Origin of the sequence: Scleromatobacter humisilvae (assembly GCF_023231945.1) — a bacterium.
GTDB classification, from domain to species: Bacteria; Pseudomonadota; Gammaproteobacteria; order Burkholderiales; family Burkholderiaceae_C; genus Scleromatobacter; species Scleromatobacter humisilvae.
In genome coordinates, this window is record NZ_JAJLJH010000004.1 from 197,835 (window position 1) to 215,453 (window position 17,619).

Genomic DNA, 17,619 nt, shown 5'->3' on the forward strand with positions numbered 1-17,619 from the left:
ATGACTCCCACCAAGGCGCTCGAGGTACTGCTCCTTGCCTAGCACCGCTCTCGTCCGGCGTGGCTCCTCCAGCGTGCCATAGGGGTCAAAGTGATGGCCGGGAATGACCAGAGGCGCCATTGTGGCCAAGCCCATGGCGCCAAGCTCTCGCGAAAACGTTCTTCCAGTCGCGCGCACTTCTCGACCAAGTCGGTACGACATTCCGGGCCCGCATCAAAGCACGTTCCGTCGGTTCCAGATTCCGCCCGCCGAGCCTCGCCCGGTCGGTACAGCATTCCGGTTGTAGCGGCCGCGGCGGCCCGGTGGTTCATTTTTCGGCGCTGAGGGGGTCTAGTCGCAGGCGAAATCGGCGTCGGTACTGCATTCCGGTGCCACATTCCGGTGCTGTCGGCACCACATTCCGCGACGGCGGTATGAGATTCCGCTTTGTCGGTTCCGGATTCCGCCCCCCTCTCGCAACTCATTGTCGCCATTGGGTTTTTAGACCAATTTTCATCCTTAACCGATGTTTAACCGGTTTCTAACCCGTCGAGCCCTGTGTACAAGTCTGCGCGCAGGGGTGCCAAGCACCCAACCTTGACATCAAGGTCATCGCGGGACAGGTGACATTGACACATGAACGCGTGTATGGTATACTAGCCGCGTACAGAAAACGCCCTAAGCCAGGTTCAATGCAGCCCCACGACCAGACCGAAATCGGCACCTCTCCTGCACCTGGCCAGGCGGCTCTTGCGCAATCGAATTCCGACCGGCTCTTGCTCACAGCAGAGGAAGTCAGCGCCGTCACGGGCTATGTCAAGCCGGCGCTGCAAGTGCGAGAACTGCACAAGCAAGGTTTCATTCGCGCCAGGGTAAACGTGCGCAATGAAGTCATCTTGGAGCGGGCCTACTTCGACGCCATTTGCAGAGGTGTCGCCGTGGCGACGCAAGCAGCTCCAGAACGTCCTCGCATAGTGCCGCCCCTTCGTCGGGCCGCCTGAGAATGCGTCCTCGATTGAAGGACGGGCATCTGCCCCGCCGCGTGTACGTCGTGCACGGAACCTACTGGTTTCGTCCGAAAGGCCGCAAGCCAGTCCGTCTGACGCGTGTCGATGCCGGGGAACCGGCCATGCTCAATGCTCTCGCAGCCGCGCTACTCAGCCTGGAGTCGACGCAAGATTCCGTCGCAGCGCTTGTGAAGGACTGGAAGCAGAAGTACCTGGCTACCGCCAAGCTGAGCGACGACACGCGAAAGACCTATGGCGGCATCGCCGACCAAGTCGCCCACAGCCTCGGACAGTTCAAGGCGGACGCCGTGGACACGCCTGCCATCGAAGAATTCTTGGATTTCTGGAATGACCGGCCCAGGATGCGCAACGAAGTGCGCAAGGTGGCCCGCCAAGTCTTCGACTGGGGCGTTCGCCGCGGGCGGCTTCGAGTAAACCCAGCTGACAAAGCAGAGAAGGCTTCGCTCCAACGGCGCAGCGTATACATCCCGGACGACGCGCTCGCAGAGGTGCTGGGCGCAATGGAGCGCGAGGGCGGCCAGAGGGCTACTCACAACGGCTTAATGAATCGTGCATTCGTCGAGCTCTCGTATCTGACAGGGCAACGCGGGAAGGACATCCGCGAGCTCAAGTGGTCCGACCTCGAACAGGAGCGGATGCCCTTTCAACCAACGAAGACCGAGGGCTCGTCGGGCAAGCGCGTCGCATTCACCATCACACCAGAAATCCAGCGCGTTCTAGACAGCGTTCTAGAATTTGTGCAGGACCGAAATGACGCGTTGATTCGGCGCGCAGCGGAAGAAGCAGAGAAGCGGCGACTCGGAAAGCGTTCCAAGGCAGTGCCTGCGCCGGTGGAATCCGAGTACGTCATTCATCGCCTGGATGGCAAGCTCTTTCAGCAGACCGGCGTCCGAACGGCCTGGCGGCGTGCGCTCGCTCTCACCAAATACAAGGACTCGGGCTACACGTTGAAGGACATTCGTCCGAAGACGCTTACCGACATCCACCGAGCGACCGACGACCTCAAGGAAGTCCAGAAGTTCGCAGCCCATGCGAGCATTACGACGACCGAGGGCTACATGCGAGACAAGGTGACGCCCACGGTCGTTTCGCCTTTGTCGGTGCCAACAAAGAAGTCGCCATAGGAGGCACACCAATCAACCGCGTCTGCGCGCTGACCCCGCCAGCACCTCTCATTGGGGGCCCCGCCCGTAAGATTCATCATGGGAGTTCAGGCTGCTTCAAGTACCTGGAGCTTCACGCTCATGCCGGCGGCGCTGGCCATGGTGACGAGGACGTCCAGGCTGAACAGGCTGACCTTGCCGCGCATGAGGTCGGACATGCGCGGCTGTGTAACGCCGAAGACCTTGGCGGCTTCGGTCTGAGTCAGCTTCTTGCCATGGACGTACTGCTCAATCACCATCATGAGCGCCGAGCGCAGCTTCATGTTCTCGGCTTCCTCAGGCGTGTTTTCAATCGCGTCCCACACGCTTGCAAAGCGTTGGCTCTTAGCCATATTTCAATCTCCTGCTACCCGAAACGGGTTGGGGGTTGGGCCTGGCGGCCGGAGGTCAGGATCTCTTCTGCTCCTTGACTAACTCGTTGTACCGCTTGGCTGCCAAATCGACGTCTGTCTTGCTGGTCTTCTCGGTCTTCTTCTGGAAGCAGTGAAGCACGTACACGGCGTCGCGGAACTTCGCCACATAGACGACCCGGTAGATGCCGTCGGCATCGCGAATTCGAATTTCCTTTGCACCCGCGCCGACGGTTTCGCCCATAGGCTTCCAGTCGGCGGGCTCCAGACCTCGCTGCACCCGGTCAAGCTGATGCCCCGCCTCACGGCAGGCCTCACTCGGAAAGTCGCGCAGGTCGTCGAGCGAGGGCCCTAAGAACACCACGTCCTTGGGCTTTGTTTCTTCGACCTTTTTGCTTGGCATGAGATGGAATATACAAAAACTTGTATAACCTGTCAATTCGCCGCTCAACCGCCGTTCGACACCGACGAGCAGCGCCTCGCGGTCTGAGCGTCGTTGCCGCATCAACGCCTCCAAGGCCCGGCCACATGCCTTGGACCTCTGCCCAGTTGGCGCGGTGCTAGCTTTGGCAGGCGCCCCAGGGCCGCGATGGCCTTGCCGACATCGGAGCCGACACACCTGAGAAGAGGTTCCTCGACGGGACGTTGTTGGCGCGAGCCGAGCACGCGGCGAGCAAGTTCGAGTCCAGTGCGGCCACCTCAACGGTTCTCTCGCCCTTGTCAGCGCCAACTAAGAAGGCGCCTTGAGAGTGGCGATGCGCACTTGCGCCGGCTCAACGGCGCACTCAGCACCGCTCCTCAAAGGAACAGCCCGTAGGACTCACAGGCTTGAACGGCTGCAGCAAACGCCTCAAAAGCTGCGATGTAGTCGAGAGCTGCTTGGCCAAGCGAGTCGACGACGGGGCGGAATTCAATCCGCCTTTGACCAAAATCGCCGATGGGGCGCTCAAGCCTAGACGCCATCGCAATGAGCTCCTGCATCAATGCCAGCAATTGAGCGTCATCACAATGGTAGGTCGTTGACCAGTCAGCCATCCAGGAACGGTCTAGTGTCTGCCGACGCAGCCGTACGCGGATTTCACCCTCGAGGGCGTCGGTAACCCTTAAGTCGCGGTCGAACGGCTCGGGGGATGAACGAGCGAGCGTCCAGAGCGCCCCATACAGGGGATGATGGAACGCCAGAAAGTTCTTTGCCCCTTGGAGAGATGCCGCGCTGGGTCTGGCAACGCGCAATCTCTCGTTGGGATGCGATACGGCTCTAAGGGCTAAGCCGCGGTTTGCTCGAACCCATTCCGGGGCGGCTTCCTTCCAGCTCTTCAGCTCGGCCACCGAGTAGTTGTCCGGGTAGGCGACGTCAACCTTGCGATGACAAGTTGGACAAAGCCAGACGCCGTTGCTGGCCATTGCTCGCTCCTCCGACGACAGCGTCGACCTACCTCGAGCCCACTTCTCACTCTCTGCAACGATGTGCGCGCCATCACCGCAGAGGCCCGACACGCCTGGCTCAAAGGTGCCCGTGTTCGCATGGCAGTCGGGATTCGCGCAGAAACCGCCTGCGTCGCGACTCAGTTGCTTGCGAACAGTGTCCGAAAACGGCATGTTGCCCGGCCCTTTCGTATGTCGACTGCACCCAGTCAGCTGCCGAGACCAAGAAAAAAGTCCTGGGCGGCATTGCCATCCAGGACTCTTTCATCATCGTCATCATCAAATCCGAGCTCGGAACTCGGATTTCAAAGTATTCAACAGGTATTCAACACTGACCGATTCTGGGGAAGTGCGAGCCGGTCAGACTTCGCTAAGTACCTGATTTTCCTGAATAAATTGGTCGGGGCGGCGGGATTCGAACTCGCGACCCCTTGCACCCCATGCAAGTGCGCTACCAGGCTGCGCTACGCCCCGACTGAGCCTCAGATTATAGCCCGAGATTTCGGCTCTTCCGAAGCGCGGCGAAGAAAGTTGTCAGCTGACCAACAGCGCGCGGATCGCGAGGAGTTCGGCGCGGATCTGCTCGGGCGTCGACAGCTCGCCGTGCGGCGCGGCGGCGGCGCTGCTGGCGACAGGCTTCGCGCGGCGCGTCTGCAGCGCGGCCGCGCGCACGCCGGCCTGGCCGACGGGCACGCTGGCGATCGCGTGCGCGTACGGGGCGGACGTCGCGAACTCGCCGACGCCGCGTTGGGCGCGCTCGATGATGGCCAGGTCGTCGCGCGCCATCGCCTCGAGGGCCGCGTCGTCGAGATCCGCGAAGCTGCCGCGATCCGTCGCGCGCGTGCGCGTGGCCGGGTCGCGCGAGGACACGGCGAGCGGCACCGGCGCGGTCTCGGCGCTGTCGTTGATGCGCTCGTCGTCGAGCTCGTCGGGATCGAGCGGATCGTCCGCGGCGACCGGCGTGGCGGCGTGGCTGCCGACCGCGTCGGTGAGCTGGTTGCGCGCGCCGCTGATCGTGAAGCCCTGCTCGTACAGGAGGTCGCGGATGCGGCGGATCAGCAGCACTTCGTGGTGCTGGTAGTAGCGGCGGTTGCCGCGGCGCTTCATGGGCTTGAGCTGGGTGAACTCCTGCTCCCAGTAGCGCAGCACGTAGGCCTTGACGCCGCACAGCTCGCTGACTTCGCCGATGGTGAAGTAGCGCTTGGCAGGGATGGCGGGCAGCGGCTTGTTGTCCACTGTCATTGGCGTGCCCTTTCGGCAGTTCTCATTGTCCGCTCCCCCTCCTGGTGCCCGGCTCCTGCGCCGCGTTGCAGATCAACGGTCTTCGGAGTGGGGCTCAGACTTTACTCGAACTCTTCGGGCGGCGGGATGTCGCCCTGCACGATCGCCTTGAGCTTGTGGCTCGAATGAAAGGTGACGACGTTGCGCGCCTTGATCGGCACCGATTCGCCGGTGCGCGGATTGCGGCCCGGGCGCGAGCCCTTCTCGCGGATCGTGAAGTTGCCGAAGCCGGACAGCTTGACCTCGTTGCCCTTGACCAGCGCCTCGTGCAGCAGGTCGAAGAAGGCCTCGACGATGTCCTTCGATTCGCGCTTGTTCAGGCCGATGCGGTCGAACAGCAGCTCGGCGAGCTCGGCCTTCGTGAGCGTGGGCGTCTCCAGCGAAGGCAGGATCACGGAGTCGGTGCGCGTCGGGTCGGTCATGTCGGGCCGGGTGGGATCGTCCATATTCGCCATCATCGCAGACCCTCAGGCACGCAGGCGCGCGCCGCACGCCGCGGTCGCGCGCGCGATGGCGGCGGCGACGGCCGCGTCGATGATCTCGTCGGTCAGCGTCGCGTCGTCGGACAGCAGCTCCAGCCGCACGGCCAGGCTGCGCTCGCCCGCGGCGAAATCGGCGGCGTCGGCCTTCGGGCGGTAGACGTCGAACAGCGTCGCCGACCGCACGAGGCCGGTCGCGTCGTCGCGCAGCGCGGCCATCAGCACGTCGTGGCGGACGTCTTCCTTGACGACGAGAGCGAGGTCGCGGCGCGCGGCCTGCTGGCGCGGCAGCGCCTGCGCCTGCGGGACGTCGCGCGCCTGCACCGCGGCGAGGTCCAGCTCGAACACGATCGGCGCGGTCGGCAGCTCGTAGGCCTGGCGCCAGCGCGGATGGAACTCACCGACGTGGCCGATGGCCTGGCCGTCGACGATCGCCGCCGCGCAGCGGCCCGGATGCATCGCGGGATGCTCGGCGGCGACGAACCGGACGGCGCGCGGCGCCAGCAGTTGCTCGACGTCGCCCTTGACGTCGAAGAAGTCGACGTTGCGCTCGGCCTCGCCCCACTGCAGCTGGTCGACCGGTCCCCAGGCCAGGCCGCCCACGCGCAGCGGCTGAGACACGCCGGCCACGCTGGTCAGCGTCGACGCGACCGACGCATCGCGCGAGAACACGCGGCCGATCTCGAAGATGCGCACGCGCGGCGCCTTGCGGGCCAGGTTGTTGCGCAGGATCTGCACCAGGCTGCCGACGAGGCCGGAGCGCATCACGGCCAGCGGCGCGGCGATCGGGTTGAGCACCTTGATCGGGTCGGGGTTGCCGGCCAGCTCGTGCTCCCAGCGCGCCTCGACGAACGAGAAGTTGATCGTCTCCTGGTAGTCGAGCGCGGCGACGGCGCGGCGCACCGCGTGCGTCGAGCGGCTGGACTCGAGGCGCACGCGCGCGGTGACCGGCGCGACGGGCGGGGTGTCCGGCAGGCGGCCGAAGCCGAGCACGCGGATCACTTCCTCGATCAGGTCTTCCTCGATCTGCAGGTCGAAGCGCCACGACGGCGGCGTCACGGTGATCGTGCCCTCGCCTTCCGTGCAGGCGAGCCCGAGGCGCTTCATCACGCCGGCGCATTCCTCCTGCGTGACGGGCATGCCGATCACCTTGGCCGCGCGCGCGACGCGCAGCGTCACGGGCTTGCGCTCCGGCAGCTTCGCGACGACATCGTTGAGCGGGCCGGCCCGGCCGCCGCAGATGTCGAGGATCAGCTGCGTGATGCGCTCGACGTGCGCGGGAATCGTCTCGGCGTCGACGCCGCGCTCGAAGCGGTGGCCGGCATCGGTCGAGAAATTGAAGCGGCGCGAGCGGCCCGCGACGGCCGCCGGCCACCAGAACGCGGCCTCGACGTAGACGCTGGTGGTGTCGTCGGACACGGCCGAGGCGTCGCCGCCCATGATGCCGGCCAGCGACTCGGGGCCGGCGCTGTCGGCCACGACGCCGACCTTCTCGTCGAGTTCGACCGTGTTGCCGTTCAGCAGCTTCAGCGTCTCGCCCGGCTTCGCCCAGCGGATCACGAGCTCGTCGTGGATCTTGGCGTGGTCGAAGATGTGCGACGGGCGGCCCAGCTCGAACATCACGTAGTTGGAGATGTCGACCAGCGGCGACACCGAGCGCTGGCCGCAGCGGGCCAGGCGATCGACGATCCACGCCGGGGTGGTCGCCTTCGGATCGACGCCATGCACCACGCGGCCGGCCCAGCGGCCGCACAGGTCGGTCGCCTCGATGCGCACCGGCACGTTGTCGTCGTGCGTCGGCTTGACCGGCGTGAACACGGGCATGTTCAGCGGCGCGCCGGTCAACGCGGAGACCTCGCGCGCGATGCCCAGCACCGACAGGTTGTGCGCCAGGTTGGGCGTGAGCTTGAGCGTGAACAGCGTGTCGTCGAGCTTGAGCGCGTCACGGATGCTGATACCCAGTGGTGTACCAGCCGGCAGCTCCAGCAGGCCACCATGGTCTTCCGACAGCTTGAGCTCGCGCGCCGAACACAGCATGCCGAAGCTGTCGACGCCGCGCAGCTTGCCCACGCCGATCTTGAACGGCTTGCCGTCCTCGCCCGGAGGCAGTTCGGCGCCCACCATCGCGAGCGGCACGCGGATGCCCACGCGCGCGTTGGGCGCGCCGCAGACGATCTGCAAGGGGCCGCCGGGCGACGCGGCACCGGCGTCGACCTTGCAGACGCGCAGCTTGTCGGCGTTCGGATGCTGCACCGCCTCGAGGATCTCGGCGACGACGATGCCCGAGAACGGCGGCGCGACCGGCTGCATCTCCTCGACCTCGAGGCCGGCCATCGTCAACAGCTCGGCCAGTTGGTCGGTGGAGATCGGCGGGTTGCAGAACTCGCGCAGCCAGGATTCCGGGAATTGCATGATGGGACTCGGATTCGTATTCGGTGGAGACGGTGTCGACGACGCTGCGCGAGATCAGCGGAACTGCGACAGGAAGCGCAGGTCGCCGTCGAAGAACAGGCGCAGGTCGTTGACGCCGTAGCGCAGCATGGTCAGGCGGTCCGGGCCCATGCCGAACGCGAAGCCGATGTAGTGCTCGGGGTCGAGGCCGAAGTTCTTCACGACGTTCGGGTGCACCTGGCCGGAGCCGGCCACCTCCAGCCAGCGGCCCTTCAGCGGGCCGCTCGAGAACGCGATGTCCACCTCGGCCGACGGTTCGGTGAAGGGGAAGAACGACGGGCGGAAGCGGATCTGCAGGTCGTCCGTCTCGAAGAACGTGCGGAAGAAATCGGCGAACACCGAGCGCAGGTCCTTGAAGCTGACGTTCTCGCCGATCCACAGGCCTTCGCACTGGTGGAACATCGGCGAGTGCGTGGCGTCCGAATCGACGCGGTACGTGCGGCCCGGCGCGATCACGCGGATCTCGGGCATCGTCTTCGCGTCCTTGTACTTCTGGACGTGCTGCATCGCGTAGCGCACCTGCATCGGGCTCGTGTGCGTGCGCAGCAGCTGGCCGCCCTCGACGTAGAAGGTGTCGTGCATCGAGCGCGCCGGGTGGTCCTCCGGCGTGTTCAGCGCGGTGAAGTTGTACCAGTCCTCCTCGATCTCGGGGCCGTCGGCGACGTCGAAGCCCATCGAGCCGAAGATCTGCTCGATGCGCTCGAGCGAGCGCGACACCGGATGCAACCCGCCCTGCCCGCGCGCGCGGCCGGGCAGCGTGACGTCCAGCGCCTCGGCCTTGAGCTGCGCCTGCAGCTCGGCGTCGGCCAGCGCCTGGCGGCGCGCGGTGAGCGCGGCCTCGATGCGCTGCTTGACGACGTTGATCTCGGCGCCGCGCGTCTTCTTCTCCTCGACCGGCAGCGCGGCCATGCCCTTGAGCAGTTCGGTCACGCGACCGGTCTTGCCGAGGAATCGGGCCTTCGCGTTCTCCAGGTCGGCCGGCGTGGCGGCGGCGGAGAAATCGGATTCGGCGGACTGCACCAGGGAGTCGAGGTCGTTCATGTTGGCCGTCGAGTCGATCGAGCCGCAGAGCTTGATCGCGTTGTGAGACTGGAAAAAGAAAAGGCCGGCACCCAGGGTGTCGGCCTTGTCGCGGGCGACTGCGAGCAGTCTACCCTTGGCTTGGATCGCCGCCCGCCGGAGCCGGGGGCAGCGTGATCACGTTCAAGCCTGTTGAGCCTTCACCTTGGCGACGATGGCGCCAAAGGCGGCCGGGTCGTTGATGGCCATGTCGGACAGGACCTTGCGATCCAGTTCGATCGACAGCTTCTTCAGGCCGGCGATGAAACGGCTGTACGTGACGCCGTGCGAACGGGCGCCGGCGTTGATACGGGCGATCCACAGCGCGCGGAAGACGCGCTTGCGGGTACGACGATCGCGGTAGGCGTACTGGCCCGCCTTCATCACCGCTTGCTTGGCAACGCGGTAGACGTTCTTGCGGCGACCGCGGTAGCCCTTGGCCAGGGCGAGGATCTTCTTGTGGCGGGCGCGAGCCGTTACACCACGTTTGACGCGAGGCATGCTTTAGTTCCTTTCAGTCCGTAACTTGAAGATCAGAGGCCGGCGAACGGCAGCATCTGAGCCATGTGACCCATGTTGGTCTCATGCACGTTGACGGCGCCGCGGAGGTGGCGCTTGTTCTTCGTGGTCTTCTTCGTGAGGATGTGGCGCTTGAACGCCTGACCGCGCTTGACGGTACCACCCGGACGGACGCGGAACCGCTTGGCCGCGCTCTTCTTGGTCTTCATCTTGGGCATGTGAATGCTCCTTTTAATGCACCCTGGTCCAGGCGAACGTCGTTGATCGGCGTTACTTGTCTGCCTGCCGGGCTTCTGGCGAAACCTCGCAAAAAAGCGCATCCGACAGGACGCGCTTTTCACGGGGATCACCGTGAATTCCGTCGCCGCACAAGGGTGTGCGAAGACAGAATCCAGGATTATAGACTAACTTTTCTTCTTCGGGGCAAGCACCATGATCATCTGGCGCCCTTCGAGCTTGGGCATGTGCTCGACCACGGAGACGTCGGACAACTCGTCGCGAATGCGCTCCAGCAGGCGCATGCCGATGTCCTGGTGCGTGATCTCGCGACCGCGGAAGCGCAGCGTGACCTTGCCCTTGTCGCCATCGTCGGCGATGAACCGGCGCAGGTTGCGCATCTTGATGTTGTAGTCGCCTTCATCGGTGCCAGGACGGAACTTCACTTCCTTGACTTCGATGATCTTCTGCTTGGACTTGGCGTCGGCGGCCTTCTTCTGCTCGAGATACTTGAACTTGCCGTAGTCCATCAGGCGGCAGACCGGCGGTTCCGCCGTGGCCGAGATCTCGACCAGATCCACGTCGTATTCGCTGGACAGCCGCAGGGCCTCCATCAGGCTCACAACGCCGAGCGGCTCGTTTTCAGGGCCGTTCAGACGCACCATGGGTGCGGTGATCTCTCGGTTGAGACGGTGTTTGCGCTCGACATTGGGAGTCCGGCGGTCAGCAAAGGTAGCGATGGTGCAAATCCTTCAAGGCGAATCCTGGGCAAGATCAGGACGCAAAAGCGTGGGTTGGCGAACGCGAGGGGCAAACCGCCGACCCGATACCGAGAGCACGAACGCTCGCGGGAACCAGGAAGGCGGGTGCGTCAGACCTTGGTGGCGACGTCCTCAGCGAGCTTCTGTTGGAAGTCTGCGAGAGGCATCACGCCAAGATCCCGGTTGCCCCGGGCGCGCACCGCAACGGCCCCGCTTGCCTTCTCCTTGTCGCCGACGACGAGGATGTACGGAACCTTCTGCAATGAATGCTCGCGGATTTTATAGGTGATCTTTTCGTTGCGCAAATCGGCCTGGACCTTGACACCTTGCTTTTGAAGTGCTTTGACCACTTCCTGCACGTAATCGCCCTGCTGGTCCGTGATGCCGCACACCACCACCTGCACCGGCGCCAGCCAGGCCGGCAGCGCGCCGGCGTGCTGCTCGATCAGGATGCCGATGAAGCGCTCCAGGCTGCCGACGATGGCGCGGTGGAGCATGACGGGCGCGTGGCGCTCGCCCGACTCGGCCACGTATTCGGCGCCCAGGCGCTGGGCCATCATGAAGTCGACCTGCATCGTGCCGCACTGCCACTGGCGGCCCAGCGCGTCCTTCAGCGTGTACTCGATCTTCGGGCCGTAGAACGCGCCGTCGCCCGGCGCCATCACCACCTCGACGCCCGAAGCCTCCAGGCTCGCGATCAGCGCGGCCTCGGCCTTGTCCCAGAGCTCGTCCGCGCCGATGCGCGCCGCCGGGCGCGTGGCCACCTTGTAGATGATGTCCGTGAAGCCGAAGTCCTTGTAGACCTTCTGCAGCAGCGCCGTGTAGGCCAGGCATTCCGGCAGGATCTGCTCTTCCGTGCAGAAGATGTGGCCGTCGTCCTGCGTGAAGCCGCGCACGCGCATGATGCCGTGCAGGCCGCCGCTGGGCTCGTTGCGGTGGCAGTTGCCGAATTCGCCGTAGCGCAGCGGCAGGTCGCGGTAGCTCTTGATGCCCTGCTTGAAGATCAGGATGTGGCCCGGGCAGTTCATCGGCTTGAGGGCGTACTCGCGCTTCTCGCTCTCCGTGAAGAACATGCCGTCCTTGTACTTGTCCCAGTGGCCGCTGAGCTGCCACAGCGACTTGTCGATCACCTGCGGGCCCTTGACCTCCTGGTAGCCGTTGTCCTGGTAGACCTTGCGCATGTATTGCTCGACGCCCTGCCACACCGCCCAGCCCTTGGGGTGCCAGAACACCATGCCCGGCGCGTGATCGTCGATGTGGAACAGGTCGAGCTCGCGGCCCAGCTTGCGGTGGTCGCGCTTCTCGGCCTCCTCCAGCATCGTCAGGTACTGCGCGAGCTCTTCCTTCGTCGCCCAGGCCGTGCCGTAGATGCGTTGCAGCATCTCGTTGCGGTGGTCGCCGCGCCAGTAGGCGCCGGCCACCTTCATCAGCTTGAAGAACTTCAGCTTGCCCGTGGACGGCACGTGCGGGCCGCGGCACAGGTCCTCGAACGCGCCCTCGCGATACAGCGAGACGTCCTGGCCTTCCGGGATGCTGCCGATGATCTCGGCCTTGTAGGCCTCGCCCATGTCCTTGAAGTGCTTGACGGCCTCGTCGCGCGGCAGCACGCGGCGCGTCACCTTCTCGTCCTTGGCGGCGAGCTCCGTCATCTTCTTCTCGATGGCCACCAGGTCTTCCGGCGTGAACGGGCGCTTGTAGGCGAAGTCGTAGAAGAAGCCGTTCTCGATGACCGGACCGATCGTGACCTGGGCGTCGGGGAACAGTTCCTTGACGGCGTAGGCCAGCAGGTGGGCCGTGGAGTGGCGGATCATGTCCAGGCCGTCCGGATCCTTGGCCGTGACGATGGCCAGCGACTCGTCGGCCTCGATCAGGTGGCTCGTGTCGACCAGCTTCGTGTGACCCGGCGGGCCCACGCGGCCGCCGAGCGCGGCCTTGGCCAGTCCCGTGCCGATGGAGGCGGCGACGTCGGCCACCGTGACCGGTTGCGGGAACTCGCGTTTGGAACCATCGGGCAGTTGAATCGAGATCATGGGCGATGTCCTTGCAGGAAACAAAAAAGCGCGACCATCGGCCGCGCTTTTGAATGAGGGAATGAAAAATTGCCGCGTGTCAGGGCGCCACGGCCGGGCGCACCCCGCGGGTGAAATCGAACGAAACCGTAGTTCGCGGTGTCATAACCCGTCGCGCCTTTCTCATTCTTGAGTTGATTGATCGATCCGGGGATCGAGATGATTCGATTCTAGCGGACCCTTACTGGATCTTGAGCGGCACGCGGTCGCCATCCGGCAACACGCGGATCTGCAGGTCGCCGGGCGGCGTGCCGGTGACGTAGTAGCAGGCGGAGCCCGAGGTGCTGATGTTGAGCGTGACGCAGAGCTTGTCGCGCTCGATGGCCCAGCTGCCGATCGCGTGCTCGCGCGCATTGCTGGCCTCGACGCGGTCGCGCTTGAAGACGAAGCGGTTGTCGCCGTAAAGCATGGGACTGGCCGACGGGAAGACCCAGGTGTGGCCGACCATCGCCTCGGGGTCGAGGTGCACCGCGACCAGGCCCGAGCTCGCGGCGGAGGCGGCCACGGGCGCCGGCATCGGCGCGGGTGGCGGCGCGGCCACCGATGCGCGAGCGGCAGGCGCCGCCACCGGCGCGGCAACGGTCGCCGGCTTGGCGTCGTGGCGGAGCATCGAACAGCCCGCGGCGCCCGCGCAGGCGAGCGCGGCGATGGCGAGGCGGCGGTGCGGGCGGAGGTCGTGCATGGCGGATCAGTCTGGCGGCGGCCGTCTCAAGGCAAGGGCAAGGCCTCGATGGACGACTGCCGCGTCAACACCTCGAACTCCTCGGCGAGCCGCACGCTCTCTTCGGTCGACCGGCGCCAGACGTCCTCGCGGGCGTCGTGGTCGTCGCCGAAGGCCTTGAAGTCGCTGCGATCGGGAATCTTGCCGCCGGGCAGCGTCGCCACCCACTCGGCGCTGGGCGACAGCAGCACGACGTTGGCGAGGCGCTCGCTCGCGCGATGTCGATGGCGCAGCGCCTTGTCCAGCCAACCGGGCACCAGCGTCTTCTGGAAGTGCGGATACAGCACCAGGCCGTCGCCCAACGCGGCGTAGTCGAGATGCAGGTGATAGTCGGTGATGCCGCCGTCCCAGTACGGCCCGGGCGGCGCGCCGGGAATCGAGGCGACGGCCTCGAGCCAGAACGGGATCGTGCAGCTCGCCAGGATGCTGCGCTCCATGTTGGCGGCGGTCAGCTCGACGTGCTGGGTGCGGTAGTCGTGCGTGGGCACCGGCAGCCTGTCGCGCGGGTCGGAGAAGATCACGCGTTCGAGGAAGCCGCCCATCGCGCGGCGCGACACCGCGTTAGAGGCGAACGCGCCGAGGTAGCCGAGCGGCGTGCGCACGCGCCCGTCCCGCGCGAGCGCGCGCACGCCGCGGCTCGTGAACACGTGCAGGCGGAAGCGCGGATGCGACAGCACCTCGTGCTGGCGGCCGCCGAAGCGCTCGACCAGCTTGGCCTCGAACAGCTCGCTGACGTGGCGCGGCTTGGGCGCCTTGCCCGGCGCGTGCTCGTAGCGCTGCGCGATGTAGTCGGCGGCGAGGTCGGCCAGCGCGGCGTCCGCGTCGGGCAGGCAGGCGCTGGCCATGCGCCAGGCGCCGATCGACGCGCCCAGCAGATGCACGACCTGCTCGCTGCGCGGCAGCCACTGGCCGAACACGAAGCGATCGAGCGGATTGAGGATCAACCCTTTCGGACCGCCGGCCGCGGCAGGGATGGCGCGGATGTCGGACGGCTGCAGGCCGCGTTCCAGCAGGCGCTTGCGCGCTGCCGGACCCGCCAGAACCTGCAGCGCCTTCATGAGATCACTGGGCCGCGATGACGCCGCAGGCGATGCGCGCGCCCGAATTGCCGGTGGGCTGCGCGTCGTAGTCGTCGGCCACCGCATGCAGGATCACGGCGTGGCCGACGAAGCCGTCGGTGCCCCCCACCGTCACGCCCTCGAGCGTGAAGCGCGTGTCGATCTTGCCGGCCGGGTCGGCCAGCAGGCTGGGCATGTCGCCGGCGTGGTGCGGCTTGTCCTGCGGGCCGTGCGGCTTGTGCGTCGGGTTGAAGTGGCCGCCGGCCGTCATGAAGTCGGCGCTGGCGCAGGTGCCGTTCTCGTGCACGTGGAACGCGTGGATCGAGCCCGGCTGCAGGCCGGCGGCGATCACGTGGACGTCCACCGACGTGCTGCCGCCCGAGAACGTCACGATGCCGGTGACGCCGCTCGTCGCGCTGGGCGTCAACGTGGCGACCGCCGACTTGGTGCGGCTGAAGAAGGGCTCGGTCACCTTCACTTCGGGCGAGGCCGACGGCGCAGGCGCCGGCGCGGGAGCCGGGACGGAGATCGGCTCGACGGTCGGCTTGTGGGCGCAGCCGGCGAGGCCGACCGCGGTGGCGAGGGAGAGCGTCAGTGCAAGGCGCATGAGTGGGATGTTCTGCAGGACAGCGAGAACGCGACCATAGCGTAATTCGGTTACGCGGTGCTTTCGTCCTGAAGTAACTGCCTGTGACGCCTCAACCTTTGCCCTGCAGCTTGGCGAAGGCCGCCGCCATCGCGTTCTGGCCCGAGGGCGCACCCGGCGCCTGCGCGCCGCGCTGGCCGCCGCCGCCCTGGCGCTCGTTGCGCGCCGGCGCACGGTAGCTGTTGTCCGCCTGGCGCGCGCCCTTGTGCTGCGGCTGCGAATCGAGCTTCATCGTCAGCGCGATGCGCTGGCGCGCGAGGTCGACCTCCACCACCTTGACCTTGACGATGTCGCCGGTCTTGACGACCTCGCGCGCATCCTGGACGAACTTGTTGGACAGCTGGCTCACGTGCACGAGCCCGTCCTGGTGCACGCCGAGGTCGACGAACGCGCCGAACTGCGCGACGTTGCTGACGGTGCCTTCGAGCAGCATGCCGGGCTGCAGGTCCTTGATGTCCTCGATGCCGTCGTTGAAGCGCGCCACCTTGAAGTCGGGACGCGGATCGCGGCCGGGCTTGTCGAGTTCGACCAGGATGTCCCTGATCGTGATCGCGCCGAACTTCTCGTCGGCGAAGCTCTCGGGCTTGAGCGACTTCAGCACGTCGCTGCGGCCCATCACTTCGGTGATCGGCCGGGACGTCGCGGCCAGCAGCCGCTCGACGACCGGATACGTCTCCGGGTGCACGCCGGTCATGTCCAGCGGATTCGTGCCGCCGCGGATGCGCAGGAAGCCGGCCGCCTGCTCGAAGGTCTTGGGGCCGAGGCCGGTGACGTCCAGCAGTTGCGTGCGCGCGGCGAACGCGCCGTTGGCGTCGCGCCAGCGCACGATGGAACTCGCCACCGCCTGGCTCAGGCCGGACACGCGCGCCAGCAGCGGCGCCGACGCGGTGTTCAGGTCGACGCCGACCTTGTTCACGCAATCCTCGACCACCGCATCGAGCGTCTTCATCAGCTCGCTCTGGTTGACGTCGTGCTGGTACTGGCCGACGCCGATGCTCTTCGGATCGATCTTGACGAGCTCGGCCAGCGGATCCTGCAGCCGGCGCGCGATCGACACCGCGCCGCGCAGGCTGACGTCGAGGTCGGGCAGCTCCTTGCTTGCGAACTCGGACGCGGAGTAGACCGACGCGCCCGCCTCGCTGACGACGATCTTGTCGATCTTCACGTCCGGCGCGAGCTGCTGCACGCGCTTGATGAGGTCGGCGGCGAGCTTGTCGGTCTCGCGGCTGGCCGTGCCGTTGCCGATCGCGATCAGGTTGACGCCGTGCTGCGCGACGAGCCGGCCCAGCGCATGCAGCGAGCCTTCCCAGTCGTTGCGCGGCTCGTGCGGATAGACCGTGTGCGTGGCCAGCACCTTGCCGGTGTCGGACACGACGGCCACCTTCACGCCGGTGCGGATGCCCGGGTCCAGCCCCATCACGACGCGCTTGCCCGCCGGCGCGGCCAGCAGCAGGTCGCGCAGGTTCTCGGCGAACACCCGGATCGCGACCTTCTCGGCCTCTTCGCGCACGCGGCCGAACAGGTCGCGCTCCAGGCTCAGCGACAGCTTGACCTTCCACGTCCACGACACCGTGCGCTTGATGAGGTCGTCCGCCGCGCGCTTCGCGTGCGCCCAGCCGAGGTGACGTGCGATGCGGCCTTCGGCGAGCGACGGCTGGCCCGGCACGAGCTCCTCGTCGAGGATCAGCTTGGCGTCGAGGATCTCCTGCGTGCGGCCGCGGAACACGGCCAGCGCGCGGTGCGACGGCACGGTGCGGATCGGCTCGGAGTAGTCGAAGTAGTCGCGGTACTTGGAGACGTCCGCGTTGTGCTCGTCCTTGCCGTCCATCTTCTTGGCCTGCAGCAGGCCTTCGTCCCACAGCCACTCGCGCAGCACCTTGACCAGCGCGGCGTCCTCGGCCCAGCGCTCGGACAGCAGGTCGCGCACGCCATCGAGCACCGCGAACGCGTCGGCGAAGCCGGCGTCGGCGTTCACGAAGGCCGCGGCCTCGGCGTGCGGATCCAGCGACGGATCGGCGAACAGCCTGTCGGCCAGCGGTTCCAGACCCGCCTCGCGGGCGATCATGCCCTTGGTGCGGCGCTTCTGCTTGAACGGCAGGTAGAGGTCTTCCAGCTCCTGCTTGGTCGGCGCGGCATCGATCGCCGCGGCCAGTTCGGGCGTCAGCTTGCCCTGCTCCTCGATGCTCTTGAGCACCGCGGCGCGGCGGTCTTCGAGCTCGCGCAGGTAGCCCAGGCGGCTCTCGAGTTCGCGCAGCTGGATGTCGTCGAGGTTGTCGGTGACTTCCTTGCGATAGCGGGCGATGAACGGCACCGTGGCGCCGCCGTCCAGCAGCTGCACGGCTGCGTTGACCTGTGCCGGGCGGACCTTCAGTTCCGCCGCGATTTGAAGAAGGATCTTGTCCAAGGCGAGTGCC

At 66.2% G+C, this 17,619-nt stretch carries 16 protein-coding genes, 1 tRNA gene and 1 pseudogene; 2 read left to right on the top strand and 16 right to left on the bottom strand.

Translation table 11 applies throughout. The annotated features are described in order from the left end of the window. The first annotated feature begins 671 nt into the window (after positions 1-671). Both LPC04_RS16720 and LPC04_RS16725 read left to right on the top strand, forming a co-directional pair. Positions 672-980 carry a hypothetical protein gene (locus LPC04_RS16720; RefSeq protein ID WP_275683396.1) on the top strand — a complete coding sequence of 103 codons (309 nt, stop codon included), beginning with the start codon at positions 672-674 and terminating at the stop codon, positions 978-980. Between the two features lie 128 nt (positions 981-1,108). Then, on the top strand, positions 1,109-2,131 hold the full coding sequence (locus LPC04_RS16725; RefSeq protein ID WP_275683397.1) for a tyrosine-type recombinase/integrase: 1,023 nt from the start codon (positions 1,109-1,111) through the stop codon (positions 2,129-2,131). A gap of 86 nt (positions 2,132-2,217) precedes the next feature. On the opposite strand, the gene LPC04_RS16730 is transcribed toward LPC04_RS16725, so the two are convergent. From LPC04_RS16730 to LPC04_RS16805, 16 genes and pseudogenes are all read right to left on the bottom strand, one after another. Continuing rightward, positions 2,218-2,502 (bottom strand): helix-turn-helix domain-containing protein, encoded by a 285-nt coding sequence (locus LPC04_RS16730; RefSeq protein ID WP_275683398.1) that lies wholly within the window; start codon positions 2,500-2,502, stop codon positions 2,218-2,220. Between the two features lie 55 nt (positions 2,503-2,557). Next, complete coding sequence (locus LPC04_RS16735; RefSeq protein WP_275683544.1) at positions 2,558-2,923, bottom strand: type II toxin-antitoxin system RelE/ParE family toxin; 366 nt, start codon at positions 2,921-2,923, stop codon at positions 2,558-2,560. A gap of 395 nt (positions 2,924-3,318) precedes the next feature. Further along, on the bottom strand, positions 3,319-3,924 hold the full coding sequence (locus LPC04_RS16740) for a hypothetical protein (protein ID WP_275683399.1): 606 nt from the start codon (positions 3,922-3,924) through the stop codon (positions 3,319-3,321). A 418-nt stretch (positions 3,925-4,342) separates the two neighbouring features. After that, positions 4,343-4,419, bottom strand: a tRNA-Pro gene (locus tag LPC04_RS16745). A 405-nt stretch (positions 4,420-4,824) separates the two neighbouring features. Further along, positions 4,825-5,187: pseudogene (locus tag LPC04_RS16750) on the bottom strand (MerR family transcriptional regulator); the annotation flags it as partial. A 101-nt stretch (positions 5,188-5,288) separates the two neighbouring features. Then, the gene (locus LPC04_RS16755; RefSeq protein ID WP_275683545.1) at positions 5,289-5,648 is read right to left on the bottom strand and encodes an integration host factor subunit alpha; all 360 of its coding nucleotides are present in this window, start codon (positions 5,646-5,648) and stop codon (positions 5,289-5,291) included. A 45-nt stretch (positions 5,649-5,693) separates the two neighbouring features. Next, a complete protein-coding gene (gene pheT / locus LPC04_RS16760; protein ID WP_275683400.1) occupies positions 5,694-8,117 on the bottom strand; it encodes a phenylalanine--tRNA ligase subunit beta in 2,424 nt (807 codons plus the stop codon). Between the two features lie 54 nt (positions 8,118-8,171). Then, positions 8,172-9,197: a phenylalanine--tRNA ligase subunit alpha gene (pheS, locus tag LPC04_RS16765; RefSeq protein ID WP_275683401.1), complete on the bottom strand. Its 1,026-nt coding sequence runs from the start codon at positions 9,195-9,197 to the stop codon at positions 8,172-8,174. 162 nt (positions 9,198-9,359) lie between these two features. Further along, a complete protein-coding gene (gene rplT / locus LPC04_RS16770) occupies positions 9,360-9,716 on the bottom strand; it encodes a 50S ribosomal protein L20 (protein ID WP_275683402.1) in 357 nt (118 codons plus the stop codon). A gap of 32 nt (positions 9,717-9,748) precedes the next feature. After that, complete coding sequence (rpmI, locus tag LPC04_RS16775) at positions 9,749-9,952, bottom strand: 50S ribosomal protein L35 (protein ID WP_275683403.1); 204 nt, start codon at positions 9,950-9,952, stop codon at positions 9,749-9,751. A 186-nt stretch (positions 9,953-10,138) separates the two neighbouring features. Further along, a complete protein-coding gene (infC, locus tag LPC04_RS16780) occupies positions 10,139-10,699 on the bottom strand; it encodes a translation initiation factor IF-3 (RefSeq protein ID WP_275683546.1) in 561 nt (186 codons plus the stop codon). Between the two features lie 122 nt (positions 10,700-10,821). After that, on the bottom strand, positions 10,822-12,741 hold the full coding sequence (gene thrS / locus LPC04_RS16785; RefSeq protein WP_275683404.1) for a threonine--tRNA ligase: 1,920 nt from the start codon (positions 12,739-12,741) through the stop codon (positions 10,822-10,824). A gap of 220 nt (positions 12,742-12,961) precedes the next feature. Further along, positions 12,962-13,462, bottom strand: coding sequence for a hypothetical protein (locus tag LPC04_RS16790; protein WP_275683405.1), 501 nt, complete (start codon positions 13,460-13,462; stop codon positions 12,962-12,964). Positions 13,463-13,488: 26 nt separating this feature from the next. Beyond that, on the bottom strand, positions 13,489-14,559 hold the full coding sequence (locus LPC04_RS16795) for a patatin-like phospholipase family protein (protein WP_275683406.1): 1,071 nt from the start codon (positions 14,557-14,559) through the stop codon (positions 13,489-13,491). Between the two features lie 4 nt (positions 14,560-14,563). Next, positions 14,564-15,166: a superoxide dismutase family protein gene (locus tag LPC04_RS16800; RefSeq protein WP_275683407.1), complete on the bottom strand. Its 603-nt coding sequence runs from the start codon at positions 15,164-15,166 to the stop codon at positions 14,564-14,566. A gap of 91 nt (positions 15,167-15,257) precedes the next feature. After that, entirely contained in the window at positions 15,258-17,609 is a 2,352-nt protein-coding gene (locus LPC04_RS16805) for a Tex family protein (RefSeq protein ID WP_275683408.1), read from the bottom strand. Between the last annotated feature and the right edge of the window lie 10 nt (positions 17,610-17,619).